Origin of the sequence: Arthrobacter sp. Soil761, from assembly GCF_001428325.1 — a bacterium.
Taxonomy (GTDB): domain Bacteria; phylum Actinomycetota; class Actinomycetes; order Actinomycetales; family Micrococcaceae; genus Arthrobacter.
This window is the reverse complement of record NZ_LMSF01000012.1, coordinates 366338-386771: the sequence shown is the minus strand read 5'-3', so window position 1 is coordinate 386771 and position 20434 is coordinate 366338. Positions and strand designations below refer to the sequence as shown.

17 protein-coding genes are annotated in these 20434 nt (G+C 66.8%); 12 read left to right on the top strand and 5 right to left on the bottom strand.

Annotated features, from left to right (window positions below; all coding sequences use genetic code 11):
- Positions 1-3: 3 nt before the first annotated feature.
- The 8 genes from ASG79_RS09875 to ASG79_RS09840 all read left to right on the top strand — a co-directional run bounded on the left by ASG79_RS09875 (position 4) and on the right by ASG79_RS09840 (position 9245).
- The gene (locus tag ASG79_RS09875) at positions 4-759 is read left to right on the top strand and encodes a YebC/PmpR family DNA-binding transcriptional regulator (RefSeq protein ID WP_018769340.1); all 756 of its coding nucleotides are present in this window, start codon (positions 4-6) and stop codon (positions 757-759) included.
- A gap of 62 nt (positions 760-821) precedes the next feature.
- Positions 822-1400, top strand: a complete 579-nt coding sequence (gene ruvC, locus ASG79_RS09870; RefSeq protein WP_018769339.1) for a crossover junction endodeoxyribonuclease RuvC — start codon at positions 822-824, stop codon at positions 1398-1400.
- 89 nt (positions 1401-1489) lie between these two features.
- Entirely contained in the window at positions 1490-2134 is a 645-nt protein-coding gene (ruvA, locus tag ASG79_RS09865) for a Holliday junction branch migration protein RuvA (protein ID WP_018769338.1), read from the top strand.
- Positions 2127-3212, top strand: a complete 1086-nt coding sequence (gene ruvB / locus ASG79_RS09860; RefSeq protein WP_018769337.1) for a Holliday junction branch migration DNA helicase RuvB — start codon at positions 2127-2129, stop codon at positions 3210-3212. The genes ruvA and ruvB overlap by 8 nt, the downstream gene beginning before the upstream one ends.
- 212 nt (positions 3213-3424) lie before the next feature.
- Entirely contained in the window at positions 3425-3832 is a 408-nt protein-coding gene (yajC, locus tag ASG79_RS09855; RefSeq protein ID WP_018769336.1) for a preprotein translocase subunit YajC, read from the top strand.
- A gap of 99 nt (positions 3833-3931) precedes the next feature.
- Entirely contained in the window at positions 3932-5689 is a 1758-nt protein-coding gene (gene secD, locus ASG79_RS09850) for a protein translocase subunit SecD (protein WP_018769335.1), read from the top strand.
- Positions 5689-6705 (top strand): protein translocase subunit SecF, encoded by a 1017-nt coding sequence (gene secF / locus ASG79_RS09845; protein WP_056390484.1) that lies wholly within the window; start codon positions 5689-5691, stop codon positions 6703-6705. The genes secD and secF overlap by 1 nt, the downstream gene beginning before the upstream one ends.
- Before the next feature lie 149 nt (positions 6706-6854).
- Positions 6855-9245 carry a RelA/SpoT family protein gene (locus tag ASG79_RS09840; protein WP_026265777.1) on the top strand — a complete coding sequence of 797 codons (2391 nt, stop codon included), beginning with the start codon at positions 6855-6857 and terminating at the stop codon, positions 9243-9245.
- On the opposite strand, the gene ASG79_RS23060 is transcribed toward ASG79_RS09840, so the two are convergent.
- The 3 genes from ASG79_RS23060 to ASG79_RS09830 form a co-directional block, all read right to left on the bottom strand.
- Positions 9126-9899 (bottom strand): hypothetical protein, encoded by a 774-nt coding sequence (locus tag ASG79_RS23060; protein WP_235509778.1) that lies wholly within the window; start codon positions 9897-9899, stop codon positions 9126-9128. The two genes, ASG79_RS09840 and ASG79_RS23060, sit on opposite strands and share 120 nt — an antisense overlap.
- Before the next feature lie 102 nt (positions 9900-10001).
- Entirely contained in the window at positions 10002-11651 is a 1650-nt protein-coding gene (locus ASG79_RS09835) for a DUF349 domain-containing protein (protein ID WP_082581717.1), read from the bottom strand.
- Positions 11652-11718: 67 nt separating this feature from the next.
- Complete coding sequence (locus ASG79_RS09830) at positions 11719-12537, bottom strand: peptidylprolyl isomerase (protein WP_056390479.1); 819 nt, start codon at positions 12535-12537, stop codon at positions 11719-11721.
- A 229-nt stretch (positions 12538-12766) separates the two neighbouring features.
- Between ASG79_RS09830 and hisS the strand changes: the two genes are divergently transcribed.
- On the top strand, positions 12767-14137 hold the full coding sequence (hisS, locus tag ASG79_RS09825) for a histidine--tRNA ligase (protein ID WP_018769329.1): 1371 nt from the start codon (positions 12767-12769) through the stop codon (positions 14135-14137).
- A gap of 8 nt (positions 14138-14145) precedes the next feature.
- Here the strand turns inward: hisS and ASG79_RS09820 are convergent, their stop codons facing one another.
- Positions 14146-15399: an APC family permease gene (locus ASG79_RS09820; RefSeq protein ID WP_056390475.1), complete on the bottom strand. Its 1254-nt coding sequence runs from the start codon at positions 15397-15399 to the stop codon at positions 14146-14148.
- A 96-nt stretch (positions 15400-15495) separates the two neighbouring features.
- On the opposite strand from ASG79_RS09820, the gene aspS reads away from it, so the two are divergent.
- Both aspS and ASG79_RS09810 read left to right on the top strand, forming a co-directional pair.
- Entirely contained in the window at positions 15496-17292 is a 1797-nt protein-coding gene (aspS, locus tag ASG79_RS09815) for an aspartate--tRNA ligase (protein WP_018769327.1), read from the top strand.
- A gap of 88 nt (positions 17293-17380) precedes the next feature.
- Entirely contained in the window at positions 17381-18181 is an 801-nt protein-coding gene (locus ASG79_RS09810) for a GNAT family N-acetyltransferase (RefSeq protein ID WP_235509777.1), read from the top strand.
- Between the two features lie 18 nt (positions 18182-18199).
- Here ASG79_RS09810 and ASG79_RS09805 read toward each other — a convergent pair whose 3' ends face one another.
- Positions 18200-18868 carry an acVLRF1 family peptidyl-tRNA hydrolase gene (locus ASG79_RS09805; RefSeq protein ID WP_056390471.1) on the bottom strand — a complete coding sequence of 223 codons (669 nt, stop codon included), beginning with the start codon at positions 18866-18868 and terminating at the stop codon, positions 18200-18202.
- A 76-nt stretch (positions 18869-18944) separates the two neighbouring features.
- Between ASG79_RS09805 and ASG79_RS09800 the strand changes: the two genes are divergently transcribed.
- Positions 18945-20426 (top strand): replication-associated recombination protein A, encoded by a 1482-nt coding sequence (locus ASG79_RS09800; RefSeq protein WP_056390468.1) that lies wholly within the window; start codon positions 18945-18947, stop codon positions 20424-20426.
- Positions 20427-20434 lie beyond the last annotated feature (8 nt).

The following is a 20434-nucleotide window of genomic DNA, read 5'->3' as shown; positions in this document are numbered from 1 at the left end:
AGCATGTCAGGCCACTCCAAATGGGCAACGACCAAGCACAAAAAGGCGATCATTGACAGCCGCCGCGCAAAGTCGTTTGCCAAACTGATCAAGAACATCGAAGTTGCCGCCCGGATGGGTGGACCGGACCTCGCCGGCAACCCCGGCCTGGAACTGGCCGTTACCAAGGCCAAGAAAACGTCCGTCCCCAACGACAACATTGACCGCGCCATCAAGCGCGGCGCCGGGCTCACCGGTGAAGTGGTGGACTACACCGAAATCATGTACGAGGCCCGCGGGCCCCAGGGCTCAGCCCTGCTGATCGAGTGCCTTACCGACAACAAGAACCGGGCGGCTTCCGAAGTAAGGCTGGCCATCTCCCGCAACGGCGGCACCATCGCGGACCCGGGCTCCGTCAGCTACCTCTTCACCCGCAAGGGTGTTGTGAACCTGCCCAAGAACGGCCTGAGCGAGGACGACGTCCTGATGGCCGTCCTCGACGCAGGCGCGGAGGAAGTCAAGGACAACGGCGAGACCTTCGAGATCCATTCGGAGCCGGGAGATCTTCCCGCCATCCGCGAAGCACTCAAGGAAGCCGGCATCGAGTACGACACCGACGAAGTTGAGTTCGTGCCCTCAATGCAGGTTGAGCTGGATGTGGACGGCGCCCGCAAGTTCCTGAAGCTTGCCGACGCCCTCGAGGACCTCGACGACGTCCAGAACGTGTACAGCAACGCCGACCTCAGCGACGAAGTCCAGGCCGCCCTGGAATCCGAGTGACGTCCCGCCTTGCCGGCTAGTGCGTCCCCGGAGGCTGTGCCGGGCACTTCGATGGGGGCCGGGTGACACTCCGCGTCCTCGGCGTTGATCCCGGCCTCACCCGGTGCGGCATCGGCGTGGTGGATGTTGAGCGGAACCGGCGGGCCAGCATGGTGGCCGTCGGCGTGGTAGGCACGTCCCCCGAGGAGACGCTGGACCGGCGCCTGCTGGTGATCGCCACGGCAATTGACGAATGGCTTGACCGCTACGAGCCGGACGTCCTCGCCGTCGAACGCGTCTTTTCCCAGCTCAACGTCAGCACGGTGATGGGCGTAGCCCAGGCTTCCGGCGTGGTCATCGCTGCGGCGGCCCGCCGGGGAATTCCGGTGGCGCTGCACACGCCATCAGAGGTCAAGGCCGCCGTGACCGGGAGCGGGTCCTCCAACAAGGACGCCGTGACCAAGCTGGTCACCAAGATCCTCCGCCTTGACGCGCCGCCGCGTCCGGCCGACGCCGCCGACGCGCTGGCGCTGGCCATCACGCACGCGTGGCGGGCCGGAAGCGGCGCGGCCGTGGCCACCACGGGTCCCGGCAGTTCATCCCTGACGCCCGCGCAGCGGGCATGGGCGGAGGCGGAGGCGAAGGCGCGCCGTGCACGCTGATTGTCCCTGCTGCTTGCTAGGGTATTCGTAAATATGTTCGGATAGCCGGGCCCTCACTGTGAGGCCGGCGGTACAACGGGAGCCCGGCCTTGATCAGTTTCCTCCGCGGAACCGTAGCGCATGTTGGCCTGTCCACGGCCGTGATAGACCTCAACGGTGCCGGGATGAGCGTCAACGCCACGCCCCAGACGCTCAGCAGGCTGCACGTGGGTGAACAAGGCCAGCTGTTCACCTCCCTGATCGTGCGGGAAGACTCGCTGACGCTCTTTGGCTTCGCCTCCGACGACGAACGCGAGGTCTTCGACATCCTGCTGAGTGTCAGCGGCGTCGGTCCCCGGCTTGCGCTTGCAGTCCTGGCCGTCCACGATCCCGAAGCAATCAGGGTTGCCGCGCACACAGGGGACAGCAAGACCTTCACGAAGGTCCCCGGAATCGGCCCCAAGGTGGCTGGCAGGATAGTGCTGGAGCTGGCTGGAAAGCTCGTCCCGCACGGAACCGCCGCGGCCCCCGGTGCCGCCACGCCCGCAGAAGCTGCCTGGAAGCCCCAGGTGGTGGCCGCCATGACCAGCCTGGGCTGGTCCGAAAAGGACGCCTCCACCAGCATCGACAAAGCCCTTGCGGAGGACCCGGAAGTGTCCTTCCGCGGCAACGTGCCCGAAATCCTGCGCACCACCCTCCGCTGGCTGGGCCAGGACGGCGCCCGGGCAGGCAACCGCGTAGGCACCCGTGGCTGAACCGTCCCTGGTCGCAGCGGGGGAGGAGCCGGAGGAGCGTGCCATTGAGGCGGCGCTCAGGCCCAAGAACCTTGACGACTTCGTTGGCCAGCACCGGGTGCGCAAGCAGCTGTCGCTGGTGCTCCAGGCGTCCCGGATGCGCGGACGGACTGCCGACCACGTGCTGTTCTCCGGGCCGCCCGGCCTGGGCAAGACCACCCTGGCGATGATCGTTGCCGCCGAGATGAACGCGCCGCTGCGCCTCAGCAGCGGACCTGCCATCCAGCACGCCGGCGACCTCGCAGCAATCCTGTCCTCGCTCTCTGAGGGCGAGGTCCTGTTCCTGGACGAGATCCACCGCATGTCCCGGCCTGCAGAGGAAATGCTCTACATGGCAATGGAGGACTTCCGCGTTGACATCGTGGTGGGCAAAGGGGCCGGTGCCACCGCCATCCCGCTCGAGCTGCCGCCGTTCACCCTGGTGGGCGCCACCACCCGCGCGGGACTGCTGCCGGGACCGCTGCGCGACCGGTTCGGCTTCACCGGGCACCTCGAGTTCTACTCGGTTCCGGAGCTGGAACTGGTGCTGCGGCGTTCTGCCGGACTGCTGGACCTGAAGGTCAACTCGGCCGGCTTCGCCGAAATCGCCGGCCGTTCCCGCGGCACTCCCCGTATTGCCAACCGGCTGTTGCGGCGCGTCCGGGACTGGGCGCTGGTGCACGGCGTCGAACAAATCGACGCCAGGACCGCGTCCGCTGCCCTGGACATGTATGAGGTGGACAAAAAGGGTCTGGACCGGCTGGACCGGGCCGTCCTCGACGCACTCATCACCAAGTTCGGCGGCGGTCCGGTCGGACTGTCCACCCTCGCCATCGCCGTCGGTGAAGAAACCGAAACCGTTGAGACAGTCGCCGAACCGTTCCTGGTCCGGGAGGGCCTGCTGGGCCGTACGCCCCGCGGCAGGATTGCCATGGCACCGGCATGGACGCACCTGGGCTATGCCATCCCGTCCGGCGTCTTCGCGCAGGAGCAACTGGACCTTTTCGAGCCCGCCGGGGGCGATGCCGCGGCGGGGGACTGGGCCCCGGAGAGCCAATAGCAGGCTCCCTTCAGCTTTTCCCTTTAGACTGGTATGACGCCCGGCACGTTCGGGTCTTTGTTTCGCGGGTGGCCCTGACGCCCCCGTCGCTTGGGGAAGGAACATGTCAGGCGTTCTGCCTGCACCGCAAACCCGCCCCGGCCGAAGCGAAGCCAACGTCGCCGGAAAACCCAGCTACACCACGCTAAAGAACGGAATTCCCCTTGGATCCAATGTCAATTCTCCTGTTCGTCATGCTCGGCGTATTCATCTTCATGATGTTCCGCCGCAACAAGAAGACGCAGCAGCAGCAGGCAGAGCTCCAGTCGAAGTTTGCCCCGGGCGTGGAGGTCATGACCAGCTTTGGCCTTTTCGGCCGGATCGTGGACATCGACGAGGCCGAGAACAAGGTCACCCTTGAACTTTCCCCCGGCAACCTGGCCACTGTGCACCGCCAGGCCGTCACCAAGGTCGTTGAGCCGGTGGCAGAACCCGCCGCCCAGCCGGCCGACGCCTCCCCGGTGGTTCCGGATGATGCGTCCTCCCTCACCACCCCGGAGTCCGGAAGCACCGCAACAGGTGCCGAGACTCCCGAGGAAACCCTGAAGCGCCTCAACGACGAGGGCAAAAAGGACAGCTAGGCCCGCTGGCCCCTTCCTCCCTCTACCGCTGCGGACCACCGCCGGCGCAGGCAGCAGCCCGCTCCGGCGGTTTCTCCGCGAACAAGAGAAAGATCGACAATGGCACGAACTGGCCGCAAGAAACCAGGGCTCCGCGTCCTGGTCTGGCTTGGTGTAATCCTGGCAGCGCTGACCGCCGTCCTGGCCGGCGGCACCATTGCCGGACAGGCCAGCTGGGCACCCAAGCTGGCGCTGGACCTCGAGGGCGGCACCCAGATGATCCTGGCCCCGAAGGTGGAGGGCGGTTCGGACATCAACGAACAGCAGCTCAACCAGGCGGTGGCGATCATCCGCCAGCGCGTTGACGGTTCCGGCGTCTCCGAGGCGGAAATCAGCACCCAGTCAGGGCGCAACGTGGTGGTCAGCCTTCCCGGCACACCCTCTGCCGAGACGCGCAACCTGATCCAGGCCTCGGCGGACATGAACTTCCGCCCTGTCCTCCTCAATGGCGACGGCGCAGCAGTTCCTGCCGAGTCGCAGACGCCGGAGGACCAGCTGCCCAAGCCGACCGCCGAGCCTGCCAACAGCAGTGACACCAACTGGATCACGCCCGAGATCTACAAGCAGTTCGAGGCGCTCGACTGCAACAGTGCCGCTGCGGAGAAAGCCCAGCGGTCGGATCCCACCAAGCCGCTGGTGACCTGCGAGCCGGCCACGGACAAGTCGCCGGCCATCAAGTACATCCTGGGTCCCGTGGAGGTGAAGGGCAGCAACATCGTCACCTCGTCCTTCCAGCTGCAGCAGGGCGCACAGGGGGCTGTCACCAATGAATGGGCCGTCAACATCCAGTTCGACGCCGAGGGTACAGCCAAGTTCAAAGAGGTCACCGAACGGCTCAACCAGTTCTACGTGGCAGCCGGCGGCCAGTCGGGCACCGACCCCAAGTCCCAGTTCGCCATTGTGCTGGATGACCAGGTCATCTCCGCCCCGCGTTCCCTGGCTGTCATCACTGACGGCCGTCCGCAGATTACCGGTGGCTTCAATGAGAAGACGGCCAAGGCACTCTCCGACCAGTTGAAGTTCGGCGCCCTTCCCATCAGCTTCGACATCCAGAGCGAGCAGCAGATTTCCGCCACGCTTGGTGGCGAACAGCTGCGCATGGGCCTGCTGGCCGGCCTGATCGGGCTCCTGCTCGTGGTGGTCTACTCGCTGTTCCAGTACCGTGCCCTGGGCTTCGTCACCATCGCATCGCTGGTGGTGGCCGGTGCCCTGACGTACCTGGCCATCGCGATCCTGGGCTGGACGGAGAACTACCGGCTGTCACTGGCCGGCGTGGCCGGCATCATCGTGGCCATCGGCCAGACGGCAGACTCCTTCATCGTCTACTTCGAACGCATCAGGGATGAACTGCGTGAAGGGCGCGGCCTGGTATCCGCCGTCGAAAACGGCTGGAAGCGCGCCAAGCGCACCGTCCTCGCCTCCAAGGCCGTCAACCTCCTGGCCGCACTGGTCCTGTACTTCGTGGCAGTGGGCAACGTCCGCGGCTTCGCCTTCACCCTGGGCCTGACCGCCATCGCCGACCTCATCGTGGTGTTCATGTTCACCCACCCCACGCTGCAGCTCCTGGCCCGTACCCGGTTCTTCGGTGAAGGCCACAAGTTCTCCGGCCTCGACCCCGAACGGCTGGGTGCCGTCCCGCTGTACCGCGGCGCCGGACGCGTCCGCACCCCGGAGGACAAGCCCGTGGTGGTCCGCACCAAGAACACAGGGGCGGCTGCCGAGGCCGAGCGCCGCATGACCATCGCCGAGCGGCGCCTGGCAGAGAAGCAGGAACAGTTGGCTGGTTCGTCCAAGACCTCCGCGAAGGAGAACAAGTAATGTCAGGCTTCGCTACTTTCGGCAACGAGCTCTACACCGGGAAGCGCTCCTACGACTTCGTCGGCGCCAAGAAGATCTGGTTCATCATCGCCGCGGTGGGCGTGGCCCTGTCCATCCTTATCCCGGTGGCCAAGGGCGGCTTCAACCTCGGCATCGAATTCCGCGGCGGCTCCGAATTCACCGTGTCCAACGTCAAGACCACCGATGCCTCCATCGGTGAGAAGGCCGTGACTGATGTGGTGTCAGGCAGTGTTCCGCGGGTAGCCAACGTGGCAGGCAACACCATGCGCATCCAGACCGACAAACTGACGGATGACGAGACCCTCCGGATCAAGGAGGGCCTCACCACCGCCTACGGCGTTACCGACAACGAGGTGACCTCCACGTTCGTCGGGCCCACCTGGGGTGCAGACGTGACCAAGCAGGCACTGATCGGCCTGGGAGTATTCGTGCTGCTCGCGGCCCTGCTGATGGCCCTGTACTTCCGTACCTGGAAGATGTCCCTCTCGGCGCTTGCCGGCATGGCCGTCACCATGTTCATCACGGCCGGGGTCTATGCCCTCAGCGATTTCGAGGTCACGCCCTCGGCCATCATCGGGTTCCTCACCGTCCTCAGCTACTCGCTGTATGACACCGTGGTGGTTTTCGACAAGATCCGCGAAAACACGGCCGGGATCGACGCGTCCACGCGCCGGACCTTCGGCGAGGAAGTCAACCTTGCCGTCAACCAGACGCTGGTGCGCTCCATCAACACCATGATGGTGGCCATCCTTCCCGTGGGCGCCATCCTGTTCATTGGTGCCGGCCTCCTGGGCGCAGGAACCCTGCGTGACCTGTCCCTGGCACTGTTCGTCGGAATCCTCATCGGTACAGCGGCAACCATCTTCGTGGCGGCGCCGATGTACGCCTGGCTCCGCCAGGGCGAACCGGAGCTGGTGAAGCAGGCAAGGCGTGTTGAACAGCGCCGCGCAGGTGCAGCTGAACGGGCAGTTCCGGCATCGCCGGCCAAGGCCTGATCAGCAACCACCGGCAGCTTTAAACCACCCAAAGGCCGGGCGGCGCGTACTTTGCGCCGCCCGGCCTTTGCCTGTGCAGGCCCGGTTATAAAAGTCGCTGCCCGGAGGAATAGACTGGGGTAATTAAGACGGTGGTGAGGGGTGCTTCATTGGAAGAACGTTCGGCGTCAGCGCCAACGGCACAGGAGGAAAAAAATCCTGCCGGCATGCAAGCCGGTGCGGCACCTTCTGCGCGCCCGGGCTCATTGGTACCTGTCGATAACTCAGGATCCCGCCCCACGTTTCCCGGCCGCAGGGAGCGCACACGCTCCCGGCTTGCCCGCCTGACCGGACGGGGAACCGCCACATACTCACCCATCCTTGAGCCGCTGCTGCGGACCGTACGCGCCAACAACCCCAAAGAGGACTTCGACCTCATCCAGCGTGCGTTCGACGTCGCCGAGCGCAGCCACCGCGGGCAAAAGCGCAAGAGTGGGGATCCGTACATCACCCACCCGGTGGCTGTGGCCACCATCCTTGCGGAACTGGGCCTCAGCGGCACCACACTGGCAGCCGCCCTGCTCCACGACACGGTCGAGGACACTCCCTACACCCTGGCGGACCTGAAACGGGACTTCGGGCCGGAAGTGGCCATGCTGGTGGACGGCGTCACCAAGCTCGACAAGGTCAGCTTTGGCGAGGCCGCACAGTCCGAGACGGTCCGCAAAATGGTCGTGGCCATGGCCAAGGACATCCGGGTCCTGATGATCAAGCTGGCGGACCGGCTGCACAATGCCCGCACCTGGCGCTTCGTGTCGGCTGAATCGTCCGCCCGCAAGGCCCGCGAAACCCTGGAGATCTTCGCGCCGCTGGCGCACCGGCTGGGCATGAACACTATTAAGTGGGAACTTGAGGACCTGTCCTTCGCTGCGCTCTACCCCAAGGTGTACGAAGAGATCGTGCGGATGGTGGGGGACAGGACGCCGGAGCGGGAGAAGAGCCTGGGTGTCATCCGTGACCAGATCACTGAGGACCTCCGCGCTGCCCGGATTAAAGCCACCATCACCGGCAGGCCCAAGCACTACTACTCCATCTACCAAAAGATGATTGTCCGCGACAAGGACTTCGACGACATCAACGACCTCATGGGCGTCCGCGTCCTGGTGGACTCGGTCCGGGACTGCTACGCCGCCCTGGGCACCCTGCACTCGCGCTGGAACCCCCTGCCCGGCAGGTTCAAGGACTACATCGCGATGCCCAAGTACAACATGTACCAATCCCTGCACACCACGGTGATTGGCCCCGGCGGCAAGCCGGTGGAAATCCAGATCCGCACGCACGAAATGCACCGCCGGGCGGAGTACGGTGTTGCGGCGCACTGGAAATACAAGGACCAGCCCAACCGCACCGCCGTCGGTCCCGGAAGCCCGCGCGACGGAGACATGGGGTGGCTGCGCTCACTGGTGGACTGGCAGCAGGAAACGTCCGATCCCGGCGAGTTCCTGGACTCACTGCGTTTCGAAATCAATGCGCGCGAAGTGTTCGTGTTTACGCCCAAGGGCGAAGTCATGGCGCTCCCGGCAGGATCGACTCCCGTGGACTTCGCCTATGCCGTGCACACCGAGGTGGGCCACCGCACCATCGGCGCCAGGGTCAATGGAAAGCTGGTTCCGCTCAACAGCGAGCTGAACCACGGCGACTGGGTGGAGATTTTCACCTCCAAGGCCGAGGGGGCAGGTCCCAGCCAGGACTGGCAGCATTTCGTCAAGAGCGCCAGGGCGCGCAACAAGATCCGCCAATGGTTCAGCAAGGAACGCCGCGAAGAGGCAATTGACCGCGGCAAGGAACTGCTGACCCGTGCCATGCGGAAACAGAACCTTCCGCTGCAGCGGCTGATGACGCACGAGGCCCTGGCCGCCGTGGCCGAGGAATTCAAGTACGCGGACATCTCCGGCCTGTACGCCGGTGTGGGCGACGGGCATACCTCCGCCCAGTCGGTCATGGAGAAACTCATTGAAAGCCTGGGCGGCAACGAGAGTGCCGATGATGACGTCGAAGAGGTCAGCATCCCCACCCAGGTCAGCAAGGCCCGCTTCTCCGACTCCGGCGTCGTGGTCCGTGGAGTAGGCGATGTATGGGTGAAGCTGGCGCGCTGCTGCACGCCCGTTCCGCCGGACCCGATCCTTGGCTTCGTGACCCGGGGATCCGGCGTGTCCGTGCACCGCACCGACTGCACCAACATCTCCGACCTGAAGGACCAGCCGGACCGGATCGTGGACGTGGACTGGGCACCCACCCAGTCGAGCGTCTTCCTGGTGGAAATCCAGGTTGAGGCCCTGGACCGGAAATCCCTGCTCTCGGACGTGACGCGGGTCCTGTCCGACAACCATGTCAACATCCTTGCTGCCAGCGTCCACACGTCCACCGACCGCGTGGCCATTTCAAGATTCGCTTTCGAGATGGGCGACCCCAAATACCTCAGCCACGTCCTGAGCGCCGTCCGCAGGATCGACGGAGTTTTCGACGTCTACCGCACCACCGGGAACAAGCGCCGGAGCTAGCAGGGCAAGCTTTTCCAAAGCAGCCCGCTTGTGCGGGACCCTTGGGGTGGCCTCAATGGCGCGCACCAGCAGGCGCAGCCTGACATCCTGCTGCGGCCGGGCCAGCAATCCCGCCAGGGCGGGGACGGCCCGTTCAGCATCCACATGCAGGGCGATATCGAGTGCGGTCCGCAGCGGGCTGGAGACCATCAGTCCGCCGAGGCTGATCACATCGAAGGGCCCGAGCTTCACTTCGTGCAGCGTGCAGCCCCGGGTGTTCCGGAGACTGGATACCCTTCGCTTGGCGTCCACCAGCAGCGCCAGCCTCTCCGGTTCCGCTGCGCAGCCGTAAATCCAGGCCGCCGTCATGCGCCCGGCGACAACACGTTGCCGTACGGCCGCCGGGACGATTCCGGCTGCTGCCCTGGCCCGGAGCTGCGGCGATGCCGGTATTCCGGGGAGGGTGTAGCCATGCTGGTGGAAGCGGGCCAACAGCCCGTCGGCCGCCAGGGACTGCAACTCGGGAGCGGCGAAGGGCACGCCGGGTGCGTACAGGTCGGGAAAACGCGGCGGCGCGGCCGCCTCCCCAACGTTTGCCTGGCAGCCCGGCCGTACGCCGGCAGCGGTGGCTTCCCTGCCGGGACCGGCGGCGGAGGGGATTGGAGATGAGGCCATGCCTTCATCCTGCCCCGACGCCGTTAACAGGCACAGGCCCGGCCCGGAGTATGTGGATAACACCCGGACCGGGCCTGTGCCCGTCAGTTCACGACAGAAAAATCAGGCAAGCTCGCTGGCGGAACGCTGGATCTGGTCGAGCCATGCCTGGCGTGCCTCGAGTGCTTCCTGGGCGGCCTTGATCTTGCGCTGGTCGCCGCTCTTCTCAGCCTTGGCAAGGTCTTCCTGGAGCCCGGCAATTGCGGATTCCAGCTGCGAGAGCGCGCTGTTGGTGCGTGCCTTGCGCTCGGGGTTGGACCGCTGCCACTGCTCTTCCTCAGCGTGCCGCACGGCGTCTTCAACCTTCCGCAGCCCGGCCTCGACCCGGCCCATGTCCGCGCGGGGAACCTTGCCGGCTTCCTCCCAGCGGTCACGAACGGACTGAAGGGCTTTCTTGGCCGCTGCCAGGTCCTTCACCGGCAGGATGGCGTTGGCCTCGGCCAGCAGCGCCTCCTTAACCGTGAGGTTTGCTGCGTACTCCTGGTCGATCTCCTCGTTGGCAGCCTGGCGGGACGTGAAGAAGACGTCCTGGGCGGCGCGGAACCTTGCCCAGAGCGCGTCGTCGTCCTTGCGGCTTGCCCGCGGTGAGGCCTTCCACTGATCCATCAGCCGGCGGTACTCACCGGCAGCGAAGCCCCAGTCGGTTGATGTGGAGAGCGCCTCAGCCTCGGCAATCAACTTCTCCTTGGCGGCCTTCGCGGCAGAGTTGTTGCTGTCCAGCTGGGAGAAATAGGCACGGCGGTGCCGGTCGAAAACGGTGCGGGCGGCACGGAACCGCTTCCACAGGGCATCTTCGTTGCTGCGGCCCAGGCGGACGCCGCTCTTCTGGGCCGTCTTCCAGTTCTCGAAGAGCTCGTTCATCCGGGCGCTGGAGGTCTTCCACTGCGTCTGCGCCGGATCCTGGCCGGAGATTTCCTCTGCTTCAGCGACGATGGCTTCACGTGCTGCCAGCTCGGCGGCACGCACGGCGTCGTGCTCCGCCTTTTCGGCCTTTTCCAGCTCGGTGATCTGGCCTGCCAGCGCGTCCAGGCGCGCCTCCGCTGCACGGAGGTCGCCCACCATGTTGCGCTCGGCGAGCTGTTCCCGCAGGTGCGTCACGGTCTTCTGCATGTCGGTGCTGGGTGCCTTGGAGCTGACCCGCTGCTCCAGCAGGACGATCTGGGCCACGACGTCGTCGTACTTCCGCGCGAAGTAGAGCAGCGCTTCGTCGTCGCTGACACCCGGGTACTGGCCCACGGGGTGTTCGCCACCGTCGATGCTCAGGTAGACGTGTCCGTCCCCCTCCACCCGGCCCCATTTGGAGGCTTCGGCAACGGACGTACCAGGTGCAGCCGGAGCCGTAACCGCGGCCGGAGCGGCAGCGGCAGGCTTGGGACGCGACGCGAACGCTGCCGGTGACGGTGCAGACGGCCGCGGAGCGGGGGCAGGAGCCGGTGCCGCGGCAGGTGCGGAGGTCTCCGCTGCGGCGGTCCCTCCAGCCTGGTCTTCAGCGCCGTGGTCCTCGGTGGCCAGGGCCCCGCTGGCCGGGTCCCCGATGGCCTGGCTTTCGGCGGCCTGGGCTTCGTCAGCCTGCCCGTTGCCCTCATCGGAAGCGGCGGCTTCAGGGGTCACGGGGGACTGCCCGGCATTGGCATCAGTACCGCCAACCTCGGCCGGAGCCGCTGCTTCGGTCATGTCTGTTGCTGTTTCGTCGGATTTCTGACTGTCTGTCACCGCTAAAAGTCTTTCGCTTGGAGGGAAATACTCACGTACTGCACCGCGGCCTGGCCGGCCCGGCTTCCTACTTCAGAGAGAACGAGTCTATCGTGACTGGTTGTTTTGGCGCGCCGTCCGTGTCGCCGGCTCCCGGGGTGATGCCTGCGGCAGCGATGTTGGATACAACATCAAGCCCGGATGTCACCTTCCCCACCACGGTATAGCCGCCGGCAGCATCGGCCGGAATGACCGTGTCCTTGTAGACAATAAAGAACTGTGTCCCGTTGCCGTACGCGTTGTTCCCCGTGCGGGCCACGGCGATGGTGCCGGCAGGGTAGGTGTTGTCTGCGGGCGTGTTTTCCAGCGGACCCCACGTGTAATTAGGGTCGCCCTGTCCGTCCCCGTTGGGGGAGCCGCACTGCAGCACGCCGAACTGGTCCGCAGTGGTGAGCCGGTGGCATGACTTGCCGTTGAAATAGCCTTCGTCGCTGAGGGACTTGAAAACGGCTGCTGCCTGCGGAGCCTTGGTCCCGTCCACTTCCACGCCGAGCGCGCTGCCGTTCAGCAGCAGTTCGCCGGTGAACGTCTTGCCCGCCGCCGTGTCCGCGGACGGGATGTTGGGCCCGTTGGTGGCCGGCGCCGAGGGTGTCGCGGAGGCGCTTGCAGAGGTGGATGGTTCCGTCAGTCCCGCCTGCGCGGCGGCATATTCGTCCTCAGTGGGGTTTCCGGCGAAGGCGGCGAGCTGGAGGACGACGGCGAGCAGCACGGCGGCGGTTCCGGCGCCGGCGGCCACGAGGTTGTCGCGTTTCCGCCGCTTCTCCTGGTCGCGCCGGAGCTCACGCTTGGCTTCCATCTGCTGGATGCGCCGTTTTGCTTCGCGTGCACTGCGTGAACTGGCCGCCAAGGGTCCTCCTCGTCGTCGGGCTGCTGGTGCCCGGCGGTTGGCCGCGGGGCGCAGGTGTTAAGGGCCAGGCCGTGCGGGTCCGCCGCATTAGAGATGCACACGGATGACGCATAAACTGGCTGCCGCACATAGTTTATGCATGGCTGGCTGTGCTGCCGCCGAACGACCGCCGTTGCGGGCGCGGCCGGCAGCTCCGGCGCACCTTCCATTCCTAAGGAGAACCTTCCCCATGGCACGCACCGCCTCCCTGTCCGGATTCCCCGAGTGGCTTCCCGAGGAGCGGCTGGTGGAGCTGCATGTGCTCGATACCCTGCGCCGGGTTTTTGAACTGCATGGTTTCACCTCGATCGAAACCCGCGCCGTGGAGACAGTGGGCCAGCTGCTGCGCAAGGGCGAGATCGACAAGGAAGTGTACGGGCTCAGCCGGCTCCAGGAGGACGAGAGCGAGAACCCCGTTAAAGCCGGCAAGGCCGATCCCCACGCGCTTGCCCTGCATTTCGACCTGACCGTTCCCTTCGCCCGGTACGTGGTGGAAAACGCCGGCTACCTGGCCTTCCCCTTCCGCCGCTACCAGATCCAGAAAGTGTGGCGCGGCGAGCGGCCCCAGGAAGGCCGGGCCCGCGAGTTCACCCAGGCGGACATCGACGTGGTCGGCGACGGCGAGCTTCCGTTCCGCTACGACGTCGAGATCGCCTTGGTCATCGCCGAAGCACTCAGTGCGCTGCCCATCCCCGATTTCCGTCTCCGGATCAACAACCGCAAACTGGCGGAAGGCTTCTACCGGGGCATCGGACTCGATGACACCGCAGGCGTGCTGCGCAGTATCGACAAACTCGAAAAGATCGGTCCGGCAAAGGTGGCCGAACTGCTCAAGACCGAGCTCGGCGCAACCGACGAGCAGGCTGCCAAGGCGCTTCAACTGGCTGCCATCCGAACGGAAGATACGTCCTTTGTGGACCAGGTCCGTGCCCTGGGTGTCAGCAGCGAACTCCTGGACGAGGGCCTGGACGAACTGGAGCAGGTCATCGATGCCGCCGTGCAGCGGGCGCCCGGCAAGGTACTGGCGGACCTCAGCATCGCCCGTGGCCTGGACTACTACACCGGCACGGTGGTGGAAACCGTCCTGGTGGGCCACGAACAGTTGGGGTCCATCTGCTCCGGCGGCCGGTACGACGCCCTGGCGTCGAAGGGCAACCGCAAGTTCCCGGGCGTTGGCCTCTCCATCGGCGTCACCCGCCTGGTGTCCCGGATCCTGAGCCAGGACCTGGCCAAAGCCTCCCGCTCTGTTCCCACTGCAGTGCTGGTGGCCCTGAACCATGACGACAGCTGGGGCACTGCCCAGGATGTCGCCGCCCTGCTGCGCAGCCGGGGAATCCCCACCGAAGTGGCTGCCAAGGCCGAGAAGTTCGGCAAGCAGATCAAGTTCGCGGACCGCCGGGGAATCCCGTTCGTCTGGTTCACGGACGAGGACGGCACCCACCAGGTCAAGGACATCCGCACCGGCGAGCAGGTGCTGGCCGCCCCTGAAACCTGGATGCCGCCGCTGGAGGACCTGGCAGTGCAGGTTGAGACAACCGCGGCCGCCGCGGCGTCGGTCTAGCCGGGCGCTTATGTCCGGTGCCGGTGCTGCCGGAACCGCAGCACCAGCCAGCGCCCCACCACGCCGGCGGCAAGGACTGCGGCCATGGTCAGCACCGACGCAGCCGGCAAAGTGAAGGCCAGTACCACGCAGCCCACGAAACCCAGCGCGTTAAGCCACCGGGGAGCGTAGCCGGGATGGGCGGAAAGGGTGAATGCTGACGCGTTGGCTACCGCGTAGTAGACCAGCACGCCGAAGCTTGAGAAGCCCACGACGGTCATCACGTTGGTGGTCAGGAGCAGCAGGATCACGACGGCGGCCACGGCCAGTTCGGCGACGAACGGAACGGTGTGGGGACCGCCCACCCTGGCCAGAGGCCCCGGAAGATCGCGCTCCCTGGCCATGGCCAACGTTGTCCTTCCCACGCCCGTGATCAGCGCGAGGAGTGCGCCCAGGCACGCGGCCGCTGCTCCTGCCTGCACCAGCGGTGCACCCGCTGCCAGCCGGCTGTCCAGCACTGCGTCCAGCAGGGGAGTGCCCGTGGACCCCAACCGCTCTCCGAGGTGGGCCTGCAGGAGCAGGGCCAGCAGCAGGTAAATGGCGAATGCGCCCGCCAGGGCCGCCAGGATGGCGCGGGGGATGGCACGCGCCGGATTCCTGACCTCCTCGCCCAGCGTGGCGATCCGGGCATAACCGGCAAACGCGAAGAACATCAGCCCGGCGGCAGGCAGGACGCCCTCCACCCCGCCGGAATGCGCGCCTCCCGGCAGTGGCGCGGGGTGCGGACCCAGCACGGCGGCGGTGCCAACGAACACCAGTGTTGCCAGGACCAGGCACAGCAGGATCCTCGTCAGCAGGGCTGTCCTGGTGATGCCCAGCAGGTTGACGGCGGTAAGGGCCACGACGGCGGCCACGGCAACCGGGACGGCGTAGTCCCGCGCCACATAGCTGCCGAACGTCAACGCCATGGCCGCGCAGGAGGCCGTCTTGCCCGTGACGAAACCCCAGCCGGCCAGGAAGCCCGGCCATTCGCCCAGCTGTTTCCGGCCATAGACGTAGGTCCCGCCGCTGGTGGGGTACTTGGCGGCGAGGGCTGCCGATGCCACGGCGTTGCAGTACGCCACCAGCCCGGCAACAGCCACGGACAGGACCAGCAGATTCCCTGCCAGTGCCGCGGCCGGGGAGAACACCACGAACACTCCGGCACCCAGCATGGAGCCCAGTCCGATGGCGGTGGCATCAAAGGTTCCCAGCCTGCGTTGCAGCTGCTGCGGTTCGCTCATGCGGCGGCAGTCCCTTTCCAGCGGGTAAACTCGGACGGGATCGTTCCCGCAACGATCATATTGACTTCCCACTGTTTTCCCGCAGAAAGGCGTGCTGTGCTGCGCACACATGACCTCGGATCCCTTCGCTCCGAGCACATTGGACAAACCGTAACCCTGGCCGGCTGGGTGGGCCGCCGCCGTGATCACGGTGGTGTGGCATTCGTGGATTTGCGCGACGCTTCGGGCGTGGCCCAGGTGGTGGTCCGCGAGGAGGAAGTGTTCCACGGACTGCGCAATGAATACGTCCTGCAGATCAAGGGCACCGTTTCCAGGCGTCCTGAAGGCAACGAGAACCCGGCGCTGGCCACGGGCGAAATCGAGGTCATCGCCGAGGACGTCACCGTCCTCAACACCTCCGACCCGCTGCCGTTCCAGATCGACGAGCACGTGGAAGTCGGCGAGGAAGCGCGCCTCAAGCACCGCTACCTGGACCTGCGCCGTCCCGGCCCCAGCCGCAACCTGCGCCTCCGCTCCGAGGCAAACCGGGTGGCGCGCGAACTGCTCCACCATGAGGGCTTCGTGGAGATCGAGACGCCCACGCTGACACGTTCGACGCCGGAAGGCGCCCGTGACTTCCTGGTTCCGGCACGCCTGGCTCCGGGGTCCTGGTACGCGCTGCCGCAGTCCCCGCAGCTGTTCAAGCAGCTGCTGCAGGTGGGCGGCTTCGAAAAGTACTACCAGATTGCCCGCTGCTACCGGGACGAGGACTTCCGCGCGGACCGCCAGCCGGAATTCACCCAGCTGGACATTGAGGCCAGCTTCGTGGACCAGGACGACGTGATCCGGCTGGGCGAAAACATCGTCAAGGCGGTGTGGCAGCTCATCGGCGTCGACATCCCCACGCCCATCCAGCGGATCACGTACGCCGACGCGATGGCGCGCTACGGCTCGGACAAGCCGGACCTGCGCTTTGGCCAGGAACTGACCGAGCTCACGGATTTCTTCAAGGACACCAACTTCGGCGTCTTCAAGGCACCCTACGTTGGGGCCGTCGTCATGCCCGGCGGCGCGTCGCAGGCACGCCGTGCCCTTGATGCCTGGCAGGAGTGGGCCAAGCAGCGCGGCGCCAAGGGCCTGGCGTATGTCCTCTACAAGGAGGACGGCGAGCTCGCCGGACCGGTCGCCAAGAACCTCACCGAGTTCGAGCGCGCCGGCCTGGCTGACGCCGTGGGCGCCAAGCCCGGGGACTGCATCTTCTTCGCCGCGGGTGAGAAGACGCCGTCGCGGGCCCTGCTGGGTGCTGCACGCGTGGAGATCGGCCACCGCACCGGCCTGATCGATCCCAACGCCTGGGCTTTCTGCTGGGTGGTGGACGCGCCGATGTTCGAGCCCGCAGCAGCCGCTGTTGCCTCCGGTGACGTCGCCGTCGGCGGAGGGCAGTGGACCGCCGTCCACCACGCCTTCACCTCGCCCAAGCCCGAGTTCCTTGACACCTTCGACAAGGATCCGGAATCGGCGCTCTCCTACGCCTACGACATCGTGTGCAACGGCAACGAAATCGGCGGCGGCTCCATCCGTATCCACCAGCGGGACGTGCAGGAGCGCGTCTTCGAGCTGATGGGCCTGGACAAGGAGGACGCCCAGACCAAGTTCGGCTTCCTGCTGGAGGGCTTTAAGTACGGCGCCCCGCCGCACGGCGGAATCGCCTTCGGCTGGGACCGCGTGGTTTCGCTGCTGGCGGGCGTCGAGTCCATCCGCGACGTCATCGCCTTCCCGAAGTCCGGCGGCGGCCACGACCCCCTCACCGATGCCCCGGCCCCCATCACGCCGCAGCAGCGCAAGGAGGCAGGCGTGGACTTCAAGCCGGAGGCCAAAAAGCCGGAAGTGAAGAAGCCCGAAGAGAAGCAGTAGCATCACGCAACGCTGCCGCAAGGCAGCGGCCAAGGGAGGTTCCCCGGATCACCGGGGAACCTCCCGCCTTTAACGAAGGAGCTGTCAGTTGTCCGCCCCGGGCAAAAGTGAACCCGCACCACTGGACCTCGAAGCCGCCATGGATGCCGCCTGGCCGGCCCTGGAACGGTACGACGCCGGGGGCTGGGTCCTGCGCGCAGCAGGCGGAGTGACCCAGCGCGCCAACTCCATCTGGCCGCGTGCCGTCACCGCGGATTTGCAAGGTGACAGCCTCCGGGGCCTGCTCGCCGACGCCAGGTCCTGGTACCGCAGCCGCCGGCTGCCGGTCATCTTCCAGCTGTTCGACACCCCCGCAACAGCCGCGCTGCACGACCTGCTCGACGCTGAAGGCTTCACCCGGCAATCCGAGACCGTAGTCATGACCCGCGGCCCGATGACTGGAGGAACCGCGGACGCTGCCGTTGAAGTTTCCCGGGAACCCTCCGCGGACTGGCTGCGCGTCTGGTGGGAGGTGGACGGGCGCGGCGGGGAGGACGCCCTCGCCACCGCCAGGGAAATCCTGCTGGGCTGTCCTTCGATTTACGCGCTTGTCCGTGACGGAGCCGGGCTGCCCGCCGCCGTCGGGCGCCTCGCCCTTCCCGCCGGAAGCGCCCAGGGCGGGCTGTACTGCATGGCCACCCGGGCTGAAGCGCGCCGCCGCGGCTACGGAACTGCTGTCCTCCAGTCCTTGCTGCAGGCCGGTGCGGAGCAGGGGGCGGGGAAGTACTGGCTCCTTGTCACCGCCGCCAACCATGGGGCGCAGGCGATGTATGCCAACGCCGGGTTCACGGAAGCCGGGCGTTACCTGTACCGGCAGGAACGCCCCCGCCGCGCCCTGACAGGCTGCTGACCAGGCAACAGCCGTGCGCTATCCGGATGCGTCGGTCACCGTGATCCGGACCGAGCAGGCGTCCACCGCGGCCTTCTTCAACACGGCGGCCCGGGGCTCGGCGACGTCGAGCCACGCGAGGCGTGGCAGGCGAGCGTAGTCACGCAGGGCAGGTTCCTGGAGGACAAGGTCGGCCAGGGGCCGGTCGCCGCCGGGCACCAGGTACTCGAAGGCCGCACTACGGAACACGTCCGCCGCCTGGCCGGCCACGGCCGCAACCAAAGCGTCCGCCTGGTTGGAACGGCGGCGGGCAAACCGCTGCTGGGACTGTCCGCCCGCAGCCGTACGGGACTGGACGTACCTGGTGCCTGCCTTGGATGCCAGCAGGATGCCTTCGCTTGCCACCCCTATGCCGTAACCGCCGCGCCGCACCAGCAGCAGGCCCAGCCGTCGCGGTTGGGCCGCAAGGGCGGCCAGCCGCTCCAGCGCTCCGCTGCCGCGTCCCGGGCGTCCGTCGGCCGGCCACGGCGCCTGCAGGAGCGCTTCGGTGCCGTCGGCCGCCACCAGGCGGAGGCCGTCGTCGTCATCCTGCAGCCGGTAACCGCCATGCGAGGCGCCGAACCGGTCGGCCCAGCCCGGCAGCCGGCTGCCGGGCACGAACGCGGTGCGGACGGACGGCGGCCCGCCGTGGGCAACGGTGGCAGGCATGGGAGTTCCTTTGGTGTCAGGGCCGGGCGGAAGACGGAGGCGAAAAGCAGCGGTGGACTGGAAGTAGCCTATCTATGTGGATGATCTCTTCGGGCACGGACCAGAAAACGACGACGACGGTCCCGTCTCCGGGGCAAGCACCGGTTCCGGGGGCCAGGGTTCCAGGGGGCAGGGTTCCCGTAGCCAAGGTTCGCCGCGCAGTCCGCTGGCCGTCCGGATGCGGCCCCGCACCCTGGACGAAGTGGTGGGCCAGCAGCACCTGCTCGGCCAGGGTTCGCCGCTGCGGCAGCTGGCCGCAGGCGCCGGGGCGGACAGTACGGGCCCGGCCGGTCCCACCTCCCTCATCCTCTGGGGGCCGCCCGGTACGGGAAAGACCACGCTGGCGCACGTCATCGCGCGCGGACCGGGACGGAAATTCGTGGAACTGTCCGCCATCACCGCCGGCGTCAAGGACGTCCGCCGCGTCATGGACGACGCCCTGACGGCCAGGGACCTGTACAAGACCACCACGGTGCTGTTCCTTGACGAGATCCACCGCTTCAACAAGGCCCAGCAGGACGCGCTGCTTCCCGGCGTCGAAAACCGTTGGGTGGTCCTGGTGGCTGCCACCACGGAGAATCCTTCCTTTTCGGTGGTCTCACCCCTGCTGTCCCGCTCCCTGCTCCTCACGCTCAGGCCGCTGACGGATGCCGACATCGAGGGCCTCCTGGTGCGGGCCGTCGAGGACCCGCGCGGGCTGGGCGGGAAGGTCCGGCTCAGCGACGAAGCGCTGGAACACCTGGTCCGGCTGTCCGGCGGGGACGCGCGAAGGGCGCTCACTGCATTGGAGGCTGCGGCCGGCGTCGCCTTCGGTGACGCGGACGACGTCGAACGTTCCGTGGGGGAGGAGGGTGCAGCTGCTGAGCCGGTCACTGCTGAGCCGGTCACCGTGGAGTTGCGCCACACCGAGCGTGCGCTGGATGCGGCCGCCGTCCGCTATGACCGTGCCGGTGACCAGCACTACGACGTGGCCAGCGCATTCATCAAGTCCATCAGGGGCTCGGACGTGGATGCTGCCCTGCATTACCTTGCCCGGATGCTTGAAGCCGGGGAGGACCCGCGGTTCGTGGCGCGGCGGATCGTCATCTCGGCGGCAGAGGATGTGGGCATGGCCGACCCCACGGCGCTGCAGACCGCCGTGGCCGCGGCGCAGGCGGTGCAGCTGATCGGGATGCCGGAGGGACGGATCATCCTGGCTGAGGCCGTGGTCCACCTCGCCACCGCGCCAAAATCGAATGCCGCCTACATGGGCATCAACAAAGCCATCGCGGACGTGCGCGCGGGACTCGGCGTCGGCATTCCCGCGCATCTGCGGGATGCGCACTACCCGGGCTCCAAGCAGCTGGGACACGGCGTGGGGTACAAGTACGCCCACGACGCCCCGCACGCGGTGGCAACGCAGCAGTACCCGCCGGACGACCTGGTGGGCCGCGACTACTATCAGCCCACCGGCAACGGAGCGGAACGGGACATCGCCCAGCGGCTGGAGCGGTTGCGGAAGATTGTGCGGGGCAAGTAGCCGCCATG